The 18,961-nt window shown below is 65.3% G+C and carries 16 protein-coding genes; 10 read left to right on the forward strand and 6 right to left on the reverse strand.

Going from position 1 to position 18,961, the window contains the following annotated elements; genetic code table 11:
* The first annotated feature begins 255 nt into the window (after nt 1-255).
* From ACQ5SA_RS11865 to gcvH, 6 genes are all read left to right on the forward strand, one after another.
* Entirely contained in the window at nt 256-3,147 is a 2,892-nt protein-coding gene (locus tag ACQ5SA_RS11865) for a TonB-dependent receptor (protein WP_499314339.1), read from the forward strand.
* Nucleotides 3,148-3,249: 102 nt separating this feature from the next.
* On the forward strand, nt 3,250-3,993 hold the full coding sequence (locus ACQ5SA_RS11870) for a FadR/GntR family transcriptional regulator (RefSeq protein ID WP_499314340.1): 744 nt from the start codon (nt 3,250-3,252) through the stop codon (nt 3,991-3,993).
* Between the two features lie 121 nt (nt 3,994-4,114).
* The gene (locus ACQ5SA_RS11875; protein WP_191078164.1) at nt 4,115-5,074 is read left to right on the forward strand and encodes an SPFH domain-containing protein; all 960 of its coding nucleotides are present in this window, start codon (nt 4,115-4,117) and stop codon (nt 5,072-5,074) included.
* Between the two features lies 1 nt (nt 5,075).
* Nucleotides 5,076-5,510 (forward strand): NfeD family protein, encoded by a 435-nt coding sequence (locus ACQ5SA_RS11880; RefSeq protein WP_099818856.1) that lies wholly within the window; start codon nt 5,076-5,078, stop codon nt 5,508-5,510.
* 639 nt (nt 5,511-6,149) lie between these two features.
* Nucleotides 6,150-7,262, forward strand: coding sequence for a glycine cleavage system aminomethyltransferase GcvT (gene gcvT, locus ACQ5SA_RS11885; RefSeq protein WP_499314341.1), 1,113 nt, complete (start codon nt 6,150-6,152; stop codon nt 7,260-7,262).
* A 94-nt stretch (nt 7,263-7,356) separates the two neighbouring features.
* Nucleotides 7,357-7,752 carry a glycine cleavage system protein GcvH gene (gene gcvH / locus ACQ5SA_RS11890; protein ID WP_089236509.1) on the forward strand — a complete coding sequence of 132 codons (396 nt, stop codon included), beginning with the start codon at nt 7,357-7,359 and terminating at the stop codon, nt 7,750-7,752.
* A 283-nt stretch (nt 7,753-8,035) separates the two neighbouring features.
* Here the strand turns inward: gcvH and ACQ5SA_RS11895 are convergent, their stop codons facing one another.
* Entirely contained in the window at nt 8,036-8,416 is a 381-nt protein-coding gene (locus ACQ5SA_RS11895) for a hypothetical protein (protein WP_353098580.1), read from the reverse strand.
* Between the two features lie 160 nt (nt 8,417-8,576).
* On the opposite strand from ACQ5SA_RS11895, the gene ACQ5SA_RS11900 reads away from it, so the two are divergent.
* Nucleotides 8,577-9,068 carry a hypothetical protein gene (locus tag ACQ5SA_RS11900; RefSeq protein ID WP_346587773.1) on the forward strand — a complete coding sequence of 164 codons (492 nt, stop codon included), beginning with the start codon at nt 8,577-8,579 and terminating at the stop codon, nt 9,066-9,068.
* Nucleotides 9,069-9,131: 63 nt separating this feature from the next.
* Here ACQ5SA_RS11900 and ACQ5SA_RS11905 read toward each other — a convergent pair whose 3' ends face one another.
* Entirely contained in the window at nt 9,132-10,052 is a 921-nt protein-coding gene (locus ACQ5SA_RS11905; protein ID WP_499314342.1) for a LysR family transcriptional regulator, read from the reverse strand.
* A gap of 112 nt (nt 10,053-10,164) precedes the next feature.
* On the opposite strand from ACQ5SA_RS11905, the gene ACQ5SA_RS11910 reads away from it, so the two are divergent.
* Nucleotides 10,165-10,923, forward strand: coding sequence for an SDR family NAD(P)-dependent oxidoreductase (locus tag ACQ5SA_RS11910; RefSeq protein WP_353098583.1), 759 nt, complete (start codon nt 10,165-10,167; stop codon nt 10,921-10,923).
* A gap of 119 nt (nt 10,924-11,042) precedes the next feature.
* Here the strand turns inward: ACQ5SA_RS11910 and ACQ5SA_RS11915 are convergent, their stop codons facing one another.
* On the reverse strand, nt 11,043-12,443 hold the full coding sequence (locus ACQ5SA_RS11915) for a serine hydrolase domain-containing protein (RefSeq protein ID WP_089236505.1): 1,401 nt from the start codon (nt 12,441-12,443) through the stop codon (nt 11,043-11,045).
* Between the two features lie 287 nt (nt 12,444-12,730).
* Here ACQ5SA_RS11915 and ACQ5SA_RS11920 point away from each other — a divergent pair, with 287 nt between their 5' ends.
* Nucleotides 12,731-14,059, forward strand: coding sequence for an NTP/NDP exchange transporter (locus ACQ5SA_RS11920; protein ID WP_499314343.1), 1,329 nt, complete (start codon nt 12,731-12,733; stop codon nt 14,057-14,059).
* A gap of 76 nt (nt 14,060-14,135) precedes the next feature.
* The gene (locus ACQ5SA_RS11925) at nt 14,136-14,486 is read left to right on the forward strand and encodes a DUF1304 domain-containing protein (RefSeq protein ID WP_499314344.1); all 351 of its coding nucleotides are present in this window, start codon (nt 14,136-14,138) and stop codon (nt 14,484-14,486) included.
* A 501-nt stretch (nt 14,487-14,987) separates the two neighbouring features.
* On the opposite strand, the gene ACQ5SA_RS11930 is transcribed toward ACQ5SA_RS11925, so the two are convergent.
* The 3 genes from ACQ5SA_RS11930 to ACQ5SA_RS11940 form a co-directional block, all read right to left on the reverse strand.
* On the reverse strand, nt 14,988-15,455 hold the full coding sequence (locus ACQ5SA_RS11930) for a hotdog fold domain-containing protein (protein WP_499314345.1): 468 nt from the start codon (nt 15,453-15,455) through the stop codon (nt 14,988-14,990).
* Between the two features lie 64 nt (nt 15,456-15,519).
* Entirely contained in the window at nt 15,520-17,997 is a 2,478-nt protein-coding gene (locus ACQ5SA_RS11935) for an acyl-CoA dehydrogenase (RefSeq protein WP_089236501.1), read from the reverse strand.
* The gene (locus tag ACQ5SA_RS11940) at nt 17,994-18,911 is read right to left on the reverse strand and encodes an alpha/beta fold hydrolase (protein ID WP_033831779.1); all 918 of its coding nucleotides are present in this window, start codon (nt 18,909-18,911) and stop codon (nt 17,994-17,996) included. Before ACQ5SA_RS11940 ends, ACQ5SA_RS11935 begins: the two co-directional genes overlap by 4 nt.
* Nucleotides 18,912-18,961: the final 50 nt, after the last annotated feature.

Below are 18,961 nucleotides of genomic sequence, written 5' to 3' on the forward strand. Positions count from 1 at the left end.
GTGAGTGCGCATGAAGTCCTTCCAGAGACGGCGATGCCGTGGTTTCAGAGTGGGTGTGCATACCACTTGTTGGGTGTGTTGTAAGCCACGTTGCGCGCAAAGTCATGCTGCATCAGCACATGAAATGGCGGGCAACCGGTCTGAATCAAAGGTATTACGAAAAATCCAGTCCAGTTGGTTGACATTTCTGTGTCGGCGTGTCGAAGCTGCGTCCCACGCCTACCGTCCGGGCGATCCTTTGGGAGGAGGAAAACCATGCGGCTACCTGCCGGAGTTGTACGTCGTACACCGTTGTCACCCACACCACTGATCGTGGCGCTGCTCGCTGCGCTGGCGGCTTCGCCGGCCGTACAGGCGCAGTCTGCCGCTACCGGTTCCGGGCAGGACGCCACCACCCTGGACCAGGTCCAGGTCACCGGCATCCGCGAGTCGATGCAGAGTTCGATCAACAAGAAGCGCGACGACACGGTGATCGCCGATGTGTTGTCGGCCGATGACATCGGCGACCTGCCCGCGCCGTCGCTGGCCGATGCGATCGAAACGCTGACCGGTGCCGCCTCGACCCGCGACAAGACCGGCGCGTCGGAAATCTCGATCCGTGGCCTTGGCGCATTCCTCAGCAGCACCAACTTCAATGGCCGCGAGATCACCAACGGCAGCGGCGACCGCTCGGTGAACTTCAACATGTTCCCGGCCGAGCTGATCAACACGGTGGCAATCTACAAGACCCAGCGTGCCGACATCATCGAAGGCGGTGTCGCCGGCACCATCGGGCTGGAGACGGTCAAGCCGCTGGAGTACGGCAAGCGCTCGGCGCAGATCGATCTGCGTGGCAGCTGGGCCGAGTATGACAAGAAGTACCGCGACGACGATGGCATCGGCTATCGCGGTACCGCCAGCTACATCGACCAGTTCGAATTCGGCAACGGCCAGAAGCTCGGCATCTCGCTGGGCGTCCAGCGGCTGGAGGGCACCGATCCGGAGGAGAGCATCACCAGCGGTTCCACCTGGTATGCCTGTGATGGCAGGCAGAATGTGGCCAATGCCAACTGCAGTGAAGTCAGCGCGCAGGCCATCGCCAACGGCGCCCCCTATTACCTGGTGCCAAGCAGCCGCATCTATCGCATGAAGCAGGAACGCAATGATCGCCAGAGCGAATTCGCGGCGGTCCAGTGGCGGCCCAACGACGTGGTCGAGGTCAACCTCGATTTCGAGCATACCGAGCGCAACTGGGACGAGAACCGCAGCGACCTGAGCCTGTCCAACGCACGTCGCGGCATCACCCAGCGTGTCGTGGACGAGGACGGCATCGTCCGTCACCTGCATGGCAGCACCTCCATCGATTCGACCTCCAACCGCTATTGGCGCGGCGAGGAATACACCGGCGGCGGCCTCAACCTGATCCTGCGCCCGAGCCCGGCCTGGGAGTTGTCCACCGATGTTTCCTATTCGCATACCAACCGCCTGGACAGCGAGCGCATGACCCGGCTGCGCGCCAACCAGCGCGACGTCAACAACGCCATCGTGCCGGGCATCAGCAGCGGTGCCACCGGCTATGTCGACTACGACTGGGACTGGCATGGCGAGGTGCCGAGCGTGGCGCTGGCGCCGAACTTCGATCCGAACAACTGGGATGCCTACACCGGTGCGGCGCGGGTGACCTCCAGCGCGACCGAGAACGACCACAAGATCAAGGCCGGCCGCTTCGATGCCAGCTTCATGCCCGAGTCCGGTTTCTTCACCCGCATCAAGGGTGGCGTGCGCGCCAGCCAGGCCGACTACCGCCTGCGCGACAACACCCTGGTGACCGACTACGACCAGCGCGTGGCGGCCGACAAAGCGAAGATCATTGCCGCCAACCGTGCCTGCCGTGCACCGTTCCCGCAGGACGACTTCATGGATGCGGCCAGCGGCAACACGATCTCCTCGTGGGCGTACTTCGATCCGAGCTGCCTCTACGAGTCCTTCCGCGGCACCAGCGACAGCGGCCTGGACCCGGATTTCCAGGATCCGAACAACGTCGACGTGACCGAGAAAACCCGCGCGCTGTACCTGATGGGCGAGTTCAGCAGCACGCTGTTCGGATTGCCGGTTACTGGCAATGTCGGCCTGCGCTGGGTCAAGACCGACGTGCGCTCGGAAGGTGTGCGCACCGACCTGGCGATCATCGACAACGGCGACGGCACGATCCGCCTGCAACCCACGGGTGATTTCACCACCCAGGTGTTCAAGTCGGGCAACGACAAGCTGCTGCCAAGCCTGAATGCCGCCTTCGAGCTGAAGCCGGACCTGCTGCTGCGGGTAGGCGCGTATCGTGCGATGTCACGCCCGGATATCGCCGCACTCGGTGCCGGTCGAACCATCAATGTCAGCAGCGATGCCACCTATACCGGCCTGGCCGACGCGCTGGATGACATCAGTGCCAGCGGCAATCCGGCCGCACAGCCGTTGATGTCCTGGAACGGTGATGTCTCGCTGGAGTGGTATGCGAACCCGGACACGCTGCTGGCCGGTGCGGTGTACTGGAAGCAGTTCAACGGTGGCACCGCCACCGCGCTGGTGCCGGAAACCTACACCATCAACGGACAGACGGTGACCGTGCCGGTGCGCCAGCAGGTGACCACCGACGAGGACAGCACCCTGACCGGTATCGAGCTCAGTGCCACCCACCGGTTCTCGTATCTGCCCAAGCCGTTCGATGGTCTCGGCTTCAAGGTCAGCTACAACTATGCCGACGCCGACTACCAGACCCAGGATTCACGGTTGGGCGAGCAGTTGGCTGCCGACGGATCGATCATCCCGGCCATCGTGCCGCCGGCAGGCCTGAGCGGATTCTCGCGGCACGTGCTGTCCGGTTCCCTCTACTGGGATGTGGGCCGCTTCAACATCCAGGCCATCGGCAAGTTCCGTTCGCACTATTACCAGGACTTCACCGGGAACACGGCGCAGCAGAACCGCTATTACGATGACAACACCAGCGTCGACCTGCGCCTGCGTTACCGGGTGAACAAGCAGCTGTCGCTGTCGCTGGAACTGATGAACCTGACCAACGAGCCACGCGTGGCATACCAGCCGCTTTACGGTAATTTCCGCGAGGTGGTGAGCTACGGGCGGCGCGCGTATTTCGGTGTACGATACAAGTTCTGAACAGGGCGGCGCGGCCAATGGTCGCGCCGTCGCTCCAACCGGACCCGCACCGTGCCCGGTGGCCGGGGACGGGCCCGGAGGGAACCGCCAAGGGTCAGCCGCATGTCCGCCAACCGTCTCTACCAGACCATCGCCGCCAAGCTCCGCAAGCTGATCGAAGATGGCGAATATCCGTCGGGTTCGCGCCTGCCGGGCGAACGTGAACTTGCCGAACGCTTCGGCGTCAGCCGGGTGACCATCCGCGAGGCGGAAATCGCCCTGGAAGCGCAGGGCTGGATCGCGATCCGTATCGGCTCGGGTGTCTATGTGAAGCCGCGCCCGGCACAGGCTGCCGGCGGGCTGCCCGATATCAGCGCCTTCGACCTGACCGCTGCGCGTGCCGTGTTCGAGGCAGAAGCTGCCGCGCTGGCGGCAAGCAATATCGATGAGGCCGGCATCGCCGAGCTGCAGGTACTGGCCGAAGCGTTGTGCCGGCGTGACCTCACCGATGACGAGGCCGGCGATTACGACCGCCGCTTCCACCTGGCCATCGCCCGCCTGTCGGGCAATCCGGTGGTGGAGTATCTGGTGCAGCAGATCTGGCGCATGCGCAGCGAGCTGCCGCGGGTGACCGAGGTCTATGCCCGGGTATGCCACGACGATGGCGCCAGTCGCGCCGACGAGCACATGGCGATCTTCGAGGGTCTGCGTGCGCGCGATCCGGTCGCGGCACGCAATGCGATGCGGCATCACTTCCAGCGCCTGTTCGAGGCGATGCTGGAGGCGACCGAAAGCCAGGCGCTGGCCGAGATCCGCCGGCAGACCCAGCAGGACCGCGAGCGCTTCCTGGCCACGACCCGGATCTGACCGGGCCCATGCTGTAGAGCCGGGCCACGCTCGGCTGCTTTCCGCTGGAACGTCCCGCACCCGCACTGCCTGCATCCGCGCGCTATGCTGGGCTCCGGACGTCTCCCATAAGGAAAGCGCGATGTTCCCGACCATGTTCTTCAGCGCGGTACTGGCCTTCGTGGCCGTGGTCATCCTGTTCAAGGCGGTACGGATGGTGCCGCAGGGTTATGAGTGGACCGTCGAGCGGTTCGGCCGTTACACCCACACGATGTCGCCCGGCCTGCATTTCCTGATCCCGATCGTCTACGGGGTGGGACGCAAGGTGAACATGATGGAGCAGGTGCTGGACGTGCCCGGCCAGGAAGTGATCACCAAGGACAACGCCGCGGTGCGTGTCGATGGCGTGGTGTTCTTCCAGGTACTGGACGCAGCCAAGGCCGCCTACGAGGTGTCCGTGCTGGAAGTGGCGATGATCGCCCTGGTGCAGACAAACATCCGTACCGTGATCGGCTCGATGGACCTGGATGAATCACTCAGCCAGCGCGAGGTGATCAACGCCAAGCTGCTCAGCGTGGTCGACCATGCGACCAACCCCTGGGGCGTGAAGGTCAACCGCATCGAGATCCGCGACATCCAGCCGCCGCGCGACCTGCTCGATGCGATGGCACGGCAGATGAAGGCCGAGCGCGAGAAGCGCGCACAGATCCTCGAGGCGGAAGGTTCGCGACAGTCCGAGATCCTGCGCGCCGAAGGCGAGAAGCAGGCCACGGTGCTGGAAGCGGAGGGGCGGCGCGAGGCCGCGTTCCGCGACGCCGAAGCCCGCGAGCGTCTGGCCGAAGCCGAAGCCAAGGCGACCCAGGTGGTGTCGGCGGCGATCGCCGACGGTGATGTCCAGGCCATCAACTACTTCATCGCACAGAAGTATGTGGAAGCGTTCAAGGCGCTGGCCACGTCGCCGAACCAGAAGCTGGTGCTGATGCCGATGGAGGCCAGCGGGGTGATTGGTTCGATTGCCGGCGTGGCCGAACTGGCCAAGCAGGCCCTGTCCAACCAGGAAACCCGGCCGCCGGCCAAGCGCCCGCCGCCGATTGGAGGCTGACATGCGCTGGGAAGTCGTTGCCTGGGGTGCATTGGCGTTGTTGCTGTTCGCCGCGGAAGCGCTGGCGCCCGGCGCGTTCATGCTGTGGATCGGCATCGGTGCGGCGGCGGTGTTCGCGCTGGTGGCGGTGTTCGCCGATATCCCGGTGCTGTGGCAGGTGGTCGCCTTCGTGGTGCTGAGCGTGCTGTCGATCCAGTGCTACCGGCACTGGGGCAAGCCGCGCGCGCGGCAGAGCGACGCGCCGCTGCTCAACCGTCGCGCTGAACAGCTTGTCGGGCGGGTGGTGCCATTGCAGCAGGCCATCGTCGGCGGGCAGGGCCGGGTCAGCATCGATGACGCGTCGTGGCAGGTGAGTGGGCCGGAGCTGCCGGCCGGCACGCTGGTGCGGGTGGTGGCGGTGCAGGGCAGTGCGCTGGTGGTCGAAGCGGCCGGCTGAGTTTTCCAGCCAACGGCGCAGCCCCTCGTGGGTGGTCGCTTGATGCGTCGGGGTCTGTTTGTAGGGTCGGGCGGGTTGGGTTCGCGGGACACGCCGTAAACCCATTCCTGGGGGCTCGATGGCGCCATCCATGGCGCCAACGGTCCCGCGAACCCAACCTGCCCGACCCCCGACAGTTTCCGTGCGCGTCCAGCCCACGGAGAAGAAATTAAAAGCGATAAGCAAAAGCGGGTCGCTGCGCTCCGTGCGCCCGGGGTCGGATCCCTTTCCGCAGGAAGGGGCTCCGACCCTTCTCTCTATATATGTATCGACACCCAAATCTGCTCTTGCTCTGGCATTTGCCTTCCGTCCCGTCACCGGGAACGTTGAAAGGCTGGAGCGGTAGGGGCGAGCGGGACCGTTCGCGCCATGGATGGCGCGACCGAGCCCCCAGGGACGGGTTCACGGCGTGTCCCGATCGCCCCTACCGCTCCAGCCAAGCCGTCGACTTCGCCGAGCCGACACGCTTTGCGCTCTGGCTTGTAGAAAGCGTCCGCCGGCCGCAGGCCGGCCAACACCCCCGCTGCGCTGCGGCGCGACCTGCGGCCGACCGATCTGGGATAATGCGCGTTCTTGTTTCCTCTGCTGCCGGACCCGGTCATGACCCAGAAGACGCTGCTCAACGATACCCACCGCGCCCTTGGCGCCAAGATGGTCGATTTCGGGGGTTGGGACATGCCCATCCACTACGGCTCGCAGCTGGACGAGCACCACCTGGTGCGTCGTGAGTCGGGCGTGTTCGACGTCAGCCACATGACCGTGGTCGACCTGCGCGGCGACCAGGTCAAGCCGTTCCTGCGTCGCCTGCTGGCCAACTCGGTCGACAAGCTCAAGGCCACCGGCAAGGCGTTGTACTCGTGCATGCTGAATCCGCAGGGCGGCGTCATCGACGACCTGATCGTCTATTACCTGGGCGAAGATTTCTTCCGCATGGTGGTCAATGCCTCCACCCGCGAGAAGGATCTGGCCTGGCTGCGCGAGCAGGCTGCGCCGTTCAACGTCTCGGTCGAGCAGCGTCCGGACCTGGCGATCCTCGCCGTGCAGGGGCCGCAGGCGCGCGACATCGTCATCGGCCTGGCCCGCGAAGCCGACCGTGAGTCGCTGGGCAAGCTCGGCCGCTTCGCCGCGCTGCAGGTGCAGTCCGACGACGGCGTTGAACTGTTCGTTGCCCGCACCGGCTACACCGGCGAAGACGGTTTCGAGATCCTGCTGCCGCAGGATGCCGTGGTCGCGTTCTGGAACCGCCTGATCGCCGCCGGCGTGAAGCCGGCCGGCCTCGGTGCGCGCGACACCCTGCGCCTGGAAGCCGGCATGAATCTGTACGGCCAGGACATGGACGAAGTGATCAGCCCGTACGAGGCGGCGCTGGCCTGGACAGTGTCGCTGGACGAAGGTCGCGACTTCATCGGCCGCGACGTGCTGGAGGCGCAGAAGGCGGCCGGCAACGCACGTCAGATGATCGGCCTGGTGATGGATGAGAAGGGCGTGCTGCGCCATGGTCAGGCGGTCACCACCGCCGGCGGCCAGGGCGAGATCCTGTCCGGCACCTTCTCGCCGACCCTGGCCAAGGGCATCGCTTTCGCGCGCGTGCCGGCCGGTGAACTCGGCCAGGTCACCGTCGACATCCGCGGCCGTCAGGTGCCGGTGCGGGTGGTCAAGTTCCCGTTCGTGCGCGAAGGCCAGGCCCAGCCCGGCGTACTCACCGACGCATGATCCAAACGTGCCGGTCGTCACTGCCAGCAGTGGCGGCCGGTTGGTTACACTAGCCCCGTTTTTTCCACCCCCTGCATATCTCTGGAGCAGTCCCATGAGCGAGATCCCCGGCGACCTCAAGTTCCTCAAGTCCCATGAGTGGGCCCGTGTCGAAGGCAATGGCCGCGTTACCGTCGGTATTTCCGACCACGCTCAGGGCCTGCTGGGTGACCTGGTCTACGTCGAGCTGCCGGAAGTCGGCACGACCGCCAAGGCCAACGAGCAGATCGCGGTCGTCGAGTCGGTGAAGGCCGCCTCCGACGTCTACAGCCCGATCAGCGGCACCATCGTCGAGGTCAACTCGGCGCTGGCCGACAAGCCGGAAACCATCAACGAAGACGCCTACGGCGACGGCTGGATGTTCGTGGTCGAAGTGTCCAACAGCGAAGAGCTCAACGAGCTGCTGGACCCGGACGCGTATGCCGAAGGCCTGGAAGACGAAGAGCACTGAGTCGTCGTTTCCCCGGTACGAAAACGGCCACCCTCGGGTGGCCGTTTTCGTTCTGGAGGACGCGTCGAACTTATGCCGACCGGTTCGCCGCATGCCATCGCCATGGCATCAGCCGGTGTTGAGCGCGGCCAAAAGGCGTGCGCAGTTTTGCGCAAATCCGCGTTTCCACCCCCGCGGAGGCACGCCAGGATGTGAAAACTTTTTGGTCTTGTTGCAGGTCCGTTGTGCTGGCGTTGGCGTGTGCGTCGCCATGCATGGCCGCGTCGCCGCGCGACGTTCTGCTTCATGCTCCTACATGACGCAGAGTGCTTATTTCAAGTGTTTTTTCTTCGCTGCTCGTGCGCAGTTGATGGCAGCGACGATGCGCAATGCAGTGTTTGCCGGCGCTCGCGAACGAGCATCGGCAGGCGCGGGAAGGGTTCCCGGGACGCGGCGGATGTGAAAATTTTTCGCGGGGGTTGTTGACAGTAAAAAAAACCGTGATTAGGTTTCGCCTCAGCAGACCTTGCCTGCCAAACCGAGTGCGCAGAATCAATCGTCCGATGCGAAGCAGCCCCTCGAAGACCACCGCGATCCTCAAGACGGTGGACATGGCCCCGCTTCCCCCGGAGAAATGCAAGGCGACCCCTGTTCCGATGCCTGCTCCGCCGATCGTGGCGGGCATCACCGCATCCGTAACGGCGCGCCTGACGCGCCGGCGGTCCCCGCACGCAGCATGGGCGGGTTTGATCCACCTGGGCGTTTCAACTCCCTATCACTGACGAGGAGCCATCACCATGGCAACCAAGAAAGCTGCGAAGAAAAAGCCCGCCGCCAAGAAAGCGGTGAAGAAGGTCGCCAAGAAGGCCGCTGCCAAGAAGGCAGTGAAAAAGGTCGCGAAGAAGGCGACCGCCAAGAAGGCAGTGAAGAAGGCTGCCAAGAAGGTCGCCAAGAAGGCTACGGCAAAGAAGACAGTGAAGAAGGCTGCGAAGAAGGTAGCCAAGAAGTCCACTGCCAAGAAGGCCGTAAAGAAGACCGCGAAGAAGGCCGTCAAGAAGGTAGCCAAGAAGGCCACCAAGAAGACTGCCAAGAAAGCCGTAAAGAAGACCGCCAAGAAAGCCACTGCCCGCAAGCCGGCGAAGAAAGTCGCCAAGAAGGCAGTAAAGAAGGCGGTAAAGAAGACCGCCAAGAAGGCGGTGAAGAAGACTGCGAAGAAGGCCACCAAGAAGGCTGCCCCGAAGAAGGCTGCCAAGAAGGTTGCCAAGCGCAAGCCGGCCGCCCGCAAGAAGAAGGCCGCCCCGGTGGCCCTTCCGGCAACTCCGGCACCGCTGATCTAAGTACTTCCCGATAGCCGTACCCTGAGACCCCTTCCCCGACTGCCCAGCGGGGAGGGGGTTTTTTTATGGGCTGTCTGCGCCTGGCCAGTTGCGATGATCAGCTGCTTCGCGGGGAAACCGCTCGACCATAAACTCCACGAAGCTGCGCAGCCGGGTCGAGTGATAGCGGTCGTGCGAATAGACCACGTGCATGGGCCGACCGTGCTGGCCGTGTGCCGGCAGCAACGGGACCAGGCGACCGGCATCGATGTCCGCCGCCAGCAGCAGGCTCGACTGCAGGATGATGCCCAGCCCCTGCAGCGCGGCCAGCCGCAACGCTTCGCCATTGTTGATCTGCAGGCGTGAGGGTAGCGGCCCTGCCGACATTGCTTCGTTGCCCAGCCAGTGCGACAGCGCCGCCGGGTCCAGTGACAGGCATTGATGCTGCCGCAGCGCCTGCACGCTGTGCGGCGTGCCATGCCGTGCGAGGTAGGCCGGTGATGCACACAGGGTCAGCCGATAGGGGCTGAGCGGACGCGCCACCAGATGCGTGGTGTCGGCAAGCATTCCGATGCGGATGGCGGCCTCGAATCCCTCATCGGTCAGTTCGACCACGCGATCGGTCAGGACCAGTTCGACACTGACCTCAGGGTAGCGGTCCATGTAGGTCGACAGTGCCGGCACCAGCGCATGCGTGCCGAAGATCACCGGTGCACTGATCCGCAGCTTGCCTGCCGGTGCCAGACGATGATGCTGGGCCTGCGCATCTGTTTCCTCCACCAGGCGCAGGATCTCCTTGCAGCGGCCGTAGTAGGCCTCACCGAAAGCGGTCATGTGCTGCCGTCGCGTGGTGCGGCTCAGCAGCTGCATGCCCAGCCGTCCTTCCAGTGCGCGCAGGTGTTTGCCGGCCATCGTCGCGGAGATGTCCAGTGCCGATGCCGCGGCACTGAGGCTGCCCTTTTCCACGGCCAGCACATAGACCTGCATGCTCTCCAACAGGTTCATCTGAAACCCCGGGTTCTGAATGTTGAAACCTCGCCGGAGTTTATCAATCGAGGGTATTCAAAGAGCATGTCCGCACGGCCAGATGGGCCGGCAGAACCTGGCAGGGCAACACATGAAACTCGATCTTGAAGGACGTACCGCACTGGTCACCGGCGCAGGCAGTGGCATCGGCGCCGGTGTCGCGCGGGTGTTGGCAACGCTGGGTGTGCGCGTGGCGATCACGGCGCGGCGGCAGACGTCGTTGCAGTCGGTGGCGGCCGCGATCGAGGCGGCGGGTGGGCCGGTACCGGTGGTGGTGATGGGTGATCTGACCGACGCCGACGATGTGCAGCGCATCGCCAGCGCGTCGCTGGAGGCGCTGCAGCGCGTGGATATCCTGGTCAATGCGGCCGGCGGTGCGCGGCTGGCCGGGGTGTCGGCAGCAGATGAGGTGTGGGACGAGGCGATGGCGCTGAACTTCTCGTCAGCACGGCGGCTGACGCAGGCGTTGCTGCCGTCGATGCGGGCCAATGGCTGGGGGCGTGTCATCAACCTCAGTGGCTCGATGGAGCCGCGTGCGGTGAATGCCGCGAGCCCGGCGAAGGCGGCGCTGCATCTGTGGAGCAAGGGGCTGTCCTGCGACGTGGCGGGCGAGGGCATCACCGTCAACTCGATTGCACCGGGGCGTATCAACAGCGCGCAGATCCTGGATCGCCTGCATCCCACCGAAGAGAGCCGGCGTGAGTTCATCGCCCGCAACATTCCGATGGGGCGTTTCGGTGAGCCGGAGGAGGTGGCGCACCTGGTCGCGTTCCTGGCCTCACCGTTGGCGGGGTACATCACCGGCGCGGTGATTCCGGTGGATGGAGGAATGCACTACTTCGCCCACTAGCATCGTCGATGCGCGGCCGGCGTGGTCGGTCAGGTTTGGCGCCGCGTGCAGGACGCCGACGCGCAAACAAAAAGGGCGACCCGAGGGCCGCCCTTCTGCTTAAGGTCGAGCTCGCCAGCTCAGCGCGGCGAGGCCACCGCGCGGTTGCCCGAGGCACCCTTGCCCTTGCGCTTGTCCTGCTGTGCCGGGGCGGCGCCCTCGGCCATCAGGTTGTCGCTGCCGAAGTCGGTGTCCACGTCCAGCCAACGTTGCGACGGCAGGCCGAGGGCGGCGTCGAGCACGGTTGGCAGCAGGCCGCTGGGCAGGCCGCTTTCACCGTTCCACATGATGGCGATGCCGAGGTCGCGCTCGGGCACCAATGCCACCAGGCCGCGGTAACCCTGCACGGCGCCGGCATGGAACACCACGTCGTGACCGGCGTAGTCGAAGGTGCGCCAGCCCAGCGCGTAGCCGGCCGAGTGCAGGCGTTCGCGGCGCCAGCCCGAGCGCATCTCGCCCGGGGTGTTGATCAGGCTGGAGTGCAGGGTCGCCAGCAGCGGCGCCGGCAGCACGTCCGGGCGGTGGCCGGTATGGGCCAGCAACCACTGCGCCATGTCACTGGCGCTGGCGTTGACGCCGGCAGCAGGGGCTACGCGGTAATAGGTCGGCTTCGGCGTCAGCGATACCCAGCCGTTGCGGCTGCGCACATGCGGGCGCGCCCAGCGCGAGCTGGCCTGGATGCCGGCCAGGCCGAGGCTGGCATCGTTCATGCCCAGCGGCTTGAAGATGCGGCGTTCGACCGACTGCTCGTAGAAACTGCCGGAGGCGGCATACACGACGTCGCCGATCAGGCTGAAGGCCACGTTCTGGTAGGCGTAGCAGTCGCCCGGCAGGCACTTCAGGCCGGTGTTGGCCAGCTTCTGGGTCAGCGCGTAGTACTCGGCGTTGCCTTCGATGTCGCGGTCGTAGGCGTTGTACGGCAGGCCGACGCGGTGGCTGAGTACATCGGCCACGGTCAGGCGGTCGGTGGCCTCCGGCGAGTTCAGGCGGAAGCCCGGCACATAGTCGGTGACCTTGCTGTCCCAGCGCAGTGTGCCATCGTTGACCAGCAGGCCAGCCATGGTGCCGGCGAAGGCCTTGGACAGCGACGCCAGGCGGAACACGGTATGGGCGTCGACCGGCAAAGGGTTGTTGACGTCGGTGACGCCGTAGCCGCGCGCGCTGAGCACGCGGCCGCCCTGCACGATGGCCACCGCCATGCCCGGCACGCGCTCGCCATAGGTGAGCTGCTGCGCCATCGATTCGATGTTGGCGACGTTGAAGCCGGCGGCCGGCAACTGCACCTGCGGCACCAGGCCGGTGCGGTAGGCCGCCGGTTGGGTGTGGGCAATGGCGCCACCGGCAGCGGTCTCGATGTTGGTCGGCATCGGCGGCAGGGCCGGCGGGGTCTGCGCGGTGGTGGACAATGCAAGGGGCATCAACATGCCCAGCAAACCGGTGGCCGCCGAACGGATCGGACGACGCAGGCTGTTCTTTTTCATCGGTTGGAACCCGTGCGCGACTGCTGGGGATGATTCTAGCGCCGCTTTTCGCCTGTGCACAAACAAAGCGAAGATGAATGCGCATCTTGTTGAAAAAGTTGGATTTTTGACACCGCAAAAGCGGGTGTCAGAAGGTGTCATGCGTGGGATGCCGTGACACTTCGTTGCAGCCATCGGTGCAGCCTGCGCTGGCGATGTTGCAGTGCATTGGATAACGTACGCGCTTCACTGCCCCCGGAGCCTGCCATGCCGCTGTCCAACCGCCGTTCGCTGGCGAGGGGAGCCGCGTGAGCGCGGCCGGGACGGGCGGTCCGCTGAAGAAGCTGGTCGCAGCGCTGCGCGAGTCGCCGGCGCTGTGGTGGTCGTTCCTGTACTTCTTCTGCCTGCTCAGCGGTTACTACGTGCTGCGCCCGGTGCGCGAGGCGATGGCCGCCTCGGCCGACCTGGAGACGGTGTTCCCACCGGTGCTGATCGCCTGGTTCGCCAGCCACGGCATCGCGCTGAAGGACTTCGTCCTGCAGTTCCTGTTCTCCTGCGTGTTCGTGATCATGCTGGTGCTGCAGCCGGTCTACGGCTGGCTGGTCAGCCGCTTCCCGCGGCGGGTATTCCTGCCGGCGGTGTACGGCTTCTTCATCGCCACCCTGCTGGGCTTCTATGCGCTGTTCGACAGCCAAGTGCCGGGGCGGGGCATGGCCTTCTTCCTATGGGTGATGGTGTTCAACCTGTTCGCAGTGGCCGTGTTCTGGAGCTTCATGGCCGACGTGTTCTCCAATGCGCAGGCGCGGGCCTACTACGGATATATCGGTGCGGCCGGCACGGTCGGCGCCTTCCTCGGCCCGCTCATCACCAGTGCGCTGGCGCAGCGCGTGGGCATCGCCAACCTGATGCTGGTGTCGGCCGGTTTCCTGGTCATCTGCCTGTTCTGCATCTGGCGCCTGCGGCACTGGGCGGTACTGCGCGAACGCGAGCAGCAGCTGGTGTCGGGTGAAATGCCGATGGGTGGAAGCGTGCTCGATGGTCTGAAGCTGATCGTGCGCGAGCCCCTGCTGCGCTGGCTGGCAGTCCTGGTGATGTTCGGTGTGGGCGTGGGCACCCTGTTGTACAACCAGCAGGCCAGTATCGTACGTGCGGCCTTCAGCGATCCGGCCGCCAGCACTGCGTTCTTCTCGCGCATCGACCTCGCGGTGAACGCATTGACGCTGCTGCTGCAGCTGAGCCTGACCCGCTGGCTACTGTCGCGCCATGGCATCGCCCCGGCCCTGCTGATTCCCGCCTTCGCCATCCTGCTCGGCTTCTCTGTGCTTGCTGCGTCGCCACTGCCGATGATGGTGGCGGTGGTGCAGGTGCTGACCCGGGCCAGCGAGTTCTCGCTGTTCAAGCCAGCGCGCGAAACCATCTACACCCGCGTGGACCGCCAGTGGCGCTACAAGGCCGGCGCAGCCATCGACACGGTGGTCTACCGCGGTGCCGACCTGAGCTTCACCTGGCTGCACAAGGCGCTGTCGCTGTTCGGCTCGCACGTGGTGTTCATCGGTGGCGTTGCCGTGGCCGGGTTGATGACGCTGGCGGCGTTCGGCGTGCTGCGCGAAGAAAAGAAGCTCCCGCGCGACCGTTGATTTTCCGGGGTCAGATCCCTTTCCCGCAGGGAAAGGGATCTGACCCCATTCTCCATCCCTGTTCAAGGAACCGCCCATGTATTGGATCGCGCTCGCCCTGACCCTGCTGGTCGCACTGCTGCACGTTTATTTCCTGGTGCTGGAAATGTTCCTGTGGACCCGCCCGCTGGGCCTGAAGACGTTCCGCAATACGCCGGAGAAGGCGGAGACCACGCGGGTGCTGGCGGCCAACCAGGGCCTGTACAACGGCTTCCTGGCGGCAGGCATCGTGTTGGGGCTGGTGCTGGCGCAGCCGGTGCTGGTGACGTTCTCGCTGGCGTGCGTGGTGGTGGCGGGCTGTTATGGCGCGTACAGCGTGAGCCGGCGCATTTTCATGATCCAGGCGGTGCCGGCGATCCTGGCGTTGATTCTTCGCGCGGTGGCGTGAGTTTCCAGCCAACGGCTGAGCCCCTCGTGGGTTGGTCGCGGAATGCGGGTCATGGGGGTGGCCGGGCGGATGGGCTGGGCAGGGGACGCCGTGAACCCATCCCTGGGGGCTTGGCCGCGGCATCCATGCCGCGGACACCCCTGCCCAGCCCATCCGCCCGACCCCCGACAGTTTCCGTGCGCGGCCAGCCCACGGAGAAGAAAAAGAAGATCAAGAGCAACAGCGGGTCGCTGCGCTCGTGGGTTCTGCGCGCATGAAAAAAGCGGCCACCGGGCCGCTTTTGTTTTTGCTTTTGCTCTTCTTTTTTCTCTTGCGTGGGTGGACGCCGCAGAGAACTGTCAGAGGCTGGGGGCGGTGGGTTCGCGGGGGTGTCCGCGGCATGGATGCCGCGGCCAAGCCCCCAGGGATGGGTTCACGGCGTCCCCCGCGAACCCACCGCCCCCAGCCAAACCAGCGCTTTCCGCGACCAACCCACGAGGGGCTGCGCCGTTCGCTGGAACATCACTTCGCCGGCGACACCCACATGTCGATGACCGCACTGAACACTTCCGTGCCCGCGTGGTCGCGCACGCTCACCGTCACCGGCAACGCGTAGCCTTCCGCTGCCACCACGATCGGCTGCGCCGGCAACGCCACCGCGTGCAGCGTGCCGCGCGCCTTGGCCAGGTACTGCACCTGCATGCCCTTCGGGATCCAGCGCATGCCCTTCGGCAGCGACGCGTCGACCATCAGCCCGGCGGTCAGCTCGGCCAGGTTGCACATCGCGATCGCGTGCACCGTGCCGATGTGGTTGCGCACCCTGCGGCGGTCGGCCAGCGTGCCCTCGCAACGGCCGTTCTCGAGGAGAGTGATGCGCGGGGCGATGCTGGCGAAGTAGGGTGCCTTGAAGCACACCGCGCGCGAGAACAACCAGTTGCCGGCAGGCCAGCGCTGCAGGCGGTGGTAAAGCGTAAGCAGTGGAGCAGACATCGGGTGTCTCCCTAAAGAAACGGCGGACCGAAGTCCGCCGTTGTCGTTTACATGGTGGCTGCGATCACGCGGCCTGCGACTGCGCGCCCTTCTGTTCGCGCTTGTAGTAGCCCGCCGAGCGCAGCTCTTCCGGATCGAAGTCGTCCACGGTGATGGTTTCCAGGGTGAGCGTACGCAGCTCCTCGAGCAGGGTGCGTTCGTCCTGGGTGATCACGCCTTCGGCCACGGCCTCGTCCAACTGGGTGACGAAATCCAGCGCTTCGATGCCCTTGGTCTTGAGCGCCTTGATGAACTTGCGCTCCACCGGCTCGGCCATGATCGCCTTGCTCAGGTAGCTGTTGATGCGGCCACCCGGGTTGTTCTCGCACGGGGTCAGGAACACGCCGCTGGCGAGGCGGTCACGGGCTTCGTTCGGTGCCATCAGCAGCGCAGCCACGCGACGGCTCAGGCGGTCGCCCGGGGCCTCGGCACGACGGCCCAGCGGGAAGATCAGCGCCCACATCAGCCAGCCGATCGGACGGATCGGGAAGTTGCGCAGGGCCGCCGACAGCGATTCCTCGATCTTGTGCACGCTGTCATGGAAGGCCCAGGCCAGCAGCGGCTGGTCGGCCTGCGGCGCACCTTCGTCGTGGTAGCGCTTGAGCATGGCGCTGGTCATGTAGACGTGGCTCAGCACGTCGCCCAGGCGACCAGACAGCGATTCCTTGAACTTCAGCTTGCCGCCCAGCGTCATCATCGAGATGTCGGCCATCAGCGCCAGGTTGGCCGAGTAGCGGTCCAGCTTGCGGAAGTAGCGGCGGGTGTAGGCATCGCCCGGGGCAGCGCCGAAGCGCGCGCCGGTCAGGCCGAACCAGAACGAACGCACGGCGTTTGAGATGCCGTAGCGGATGTGGCCGAACAGGCTGCGGTCGAAGTCCTGCAGGCCGGCACGGGTGTCCGGATCCTGCGCAGCCTTCATTTCCTTCAGCACCCACGGGTGGCAGAGGATCGCACCCTGGCCGAAGATCAGCAGGCTGCGGGTCATGATGTTGGCGCCTTCCACCGTGATGGCGATCGGCGCGGCCTGCCAGCTGCGGCCGGCGAAGTTGCGCGGCCCCAGGATGATGCCCTTGCCGCCGATCACGTCCATCACGTCCGAGATCACTTCACGGCTCATGTTGGTGCAGTGGTACTTGGCGATCGCCGACGGCACCGACGGCACGTCACCGCGGTCCACAGCGGCAGCGGTGGCCTGCGACAGCGCGCTGATCTTGTACGCCTTGCCACCAATGCGGGCCAGCGCTTCTTCCACGCCTTCGAAGCGGCCGACCGAGAGGCCGAACTGCTTGCGGATACGCGCGTAGGCACCGGTCACCACCGCGCCGGCCTTGGCACCGCCACTGGCGGTGGAGGGCAGGGTGATCGAGCGGCCGACGGCCAGGCACTCGTTGAGCATGTTCCAGCCCTTGCCGGCCTTCTCGGCGCCGCCGATCAGCTGGGTCAGCGGGATGAAGACATCCTTGCCACGGATCGGGCCGTTCTGGAAGGTCGAGTTGAGCGGGAAATGGCGACGGCCGATTTCCACACCGGCGGTGTCACGCGGCAACAGGGCCAAGGTGATGCCGATATCGCGGGTGGTGCCGATCAAGCCATCCGGGTCGTACATGCGGAAGGCCAGGCCGATCAGCGTGGCCACCGGGGCCAGCGTGATGTAGCGCTTGTCGAAGGTGAGCTTGACGCCGAGGACCTGCTCGCCGTTCCACTCGCCCTTGCAGACGATGCCGTAATCGGGGATCGAGGTGGCGTCCGAGCCGGCGAACGGGCCGGTCAGGCCGAAGCAGGGCACTTCGCGGCCATCGGCCAGGCGCGGCAGGTACTGGTCTTTCTGTTCCTGGGTGCCGTAATGGTTGAGCAGCTCACCCGGGCCCAACGAGTTCGGTACGCCAACGGTGGAGCTGACCACGCTCGACACTGATGCCAGCTTCTGGATCACCTTGTGGTGGGCCAGCGCGCTGAAGCCCAGGCCGCCGTATTCCTTCGGAATGATCATGCCGAAGAACTTGTTCTTCTTGATGAAGCTCCACAGCTCCGGCGGCAGGTCGGCATGGACGTGGGTGATCTCCCAGTCGTTGACCATTTTGCACAGCTCTTCGACCGGGCCATCGAGGAAGGCCTGCTCTTCAGCAGTCAGCTGCGGCTTGGGGTAGTTCAGCAGGATGTTCCAGTCCGGGTCACCGGTGAACAGTTCGCCTTCGAAGCCGACCGAGCCGGTTTCCAGGGCGATCCGCTCGGTCTGCGACAGCGGCGGCAGCACCTTGCGGAACACCTTCATCATCGGGCCGGTCAGCAGCGGCTTGCGGATGAACGGCAGCAGCAGCGGCACGACGATCACGGCCAGTACGGCGGCAGCGACGATCGTGGCGGTCTGGTTGACGTAAGGAATGAACCAGCAGGCGACCAACAGGGCCACGCTGATCAGCGTCCAGGTCAGCAGGCGCATGCGGTGGTAGGCAACGAACGCGCCTGCCAGCAGCAGGGCGAGGAAGGGAATGACGAGGCTCATGAGCGTGCTCCGGTGACGTGCTCGTTTATGGCGGACGAAGCTGCAGCATCCGCTGCGGGCAACACGTCCAGATAGTCCAACACAGTAGCGGTAAAGGCGTCGTTGTCATCACCGGCGACCATGTGCGTGGCCTGCGGCAACTGTACGTGGCGTGCGTGTGGCGCCAATGCCAGGAATTCGGCCACCGTCTGCGGGGTGACCAGGTCGCTGCGGCCACCGCTGACCAGCAGCAGGGGGCACTTCACCTGGCGCGCGGCCTCGGCCAGTGCATCCTGGTGCTGCTCGCTGTCGCGGGCCAGCTCGGCCACCAGGCGCGGGTCCCAGTGCCAGCGCCAGCGGCCATGGCCATCTTCGCGCAGCAGGGCGCGCAGTGAATCCTCGGATTTGCGCGGGCGGTGCGGCACATAGGCCGAAATCACATCGGCAGCCTGCGACAGCGAGGCGAATCCTTCCGGGTGCGCGGTCATGAAGGCGAGGATGCGTTCGACGCCAGCGGTATCCCAGCGCGGGGTGATGTCCACCAGCACCATGGCCGAGAACAGCCCGGGCCAGCGCGATTCGGCCAACAGGCCGAACAGGCCCCCCATCGAGGCCGCCACCAGCACCGGCGGTCGCGGCTGCTCGCCGGCAAGCACGATCAGGTCATCGGCGAACTGCTCGCCGTGATAGGCCAGATCGGCTGCATTCCAGTCGGAATCGCCATGACCGCGGGCGTCGTAGGCCAGCGTCTGCAGGCCAGCGGCCGACAGTGCTTTGGCCGTGGTTGTCCAAGCATGGCGGGTCTGGCCAAAGCCGTGTGCGAACAGCACGCGCCCGCGACGGCCGGAGGTGCTGGCAGTTGCAGCCAGCGAGGCGCCGTGGGCAGCCTCCAGGCGCAGGTCATGGAATGCAGCGGGAGTAGGGGACATAACCATACTCGTTAGTATGGATTGCTTCTGCAGGAAGTCAATACTGCACGGTATGG

The organism is Stenotrophomonas indicatrix, assembly GCF_050573115.1.
Classification (GTDB): Bacteria; Pseudomonadota; Gammaproteobacteria; order Xanthomonadales; family Xanthomonadaceae; genus Stenotrophomonas; species Stenotrophomonas lactitubi_A.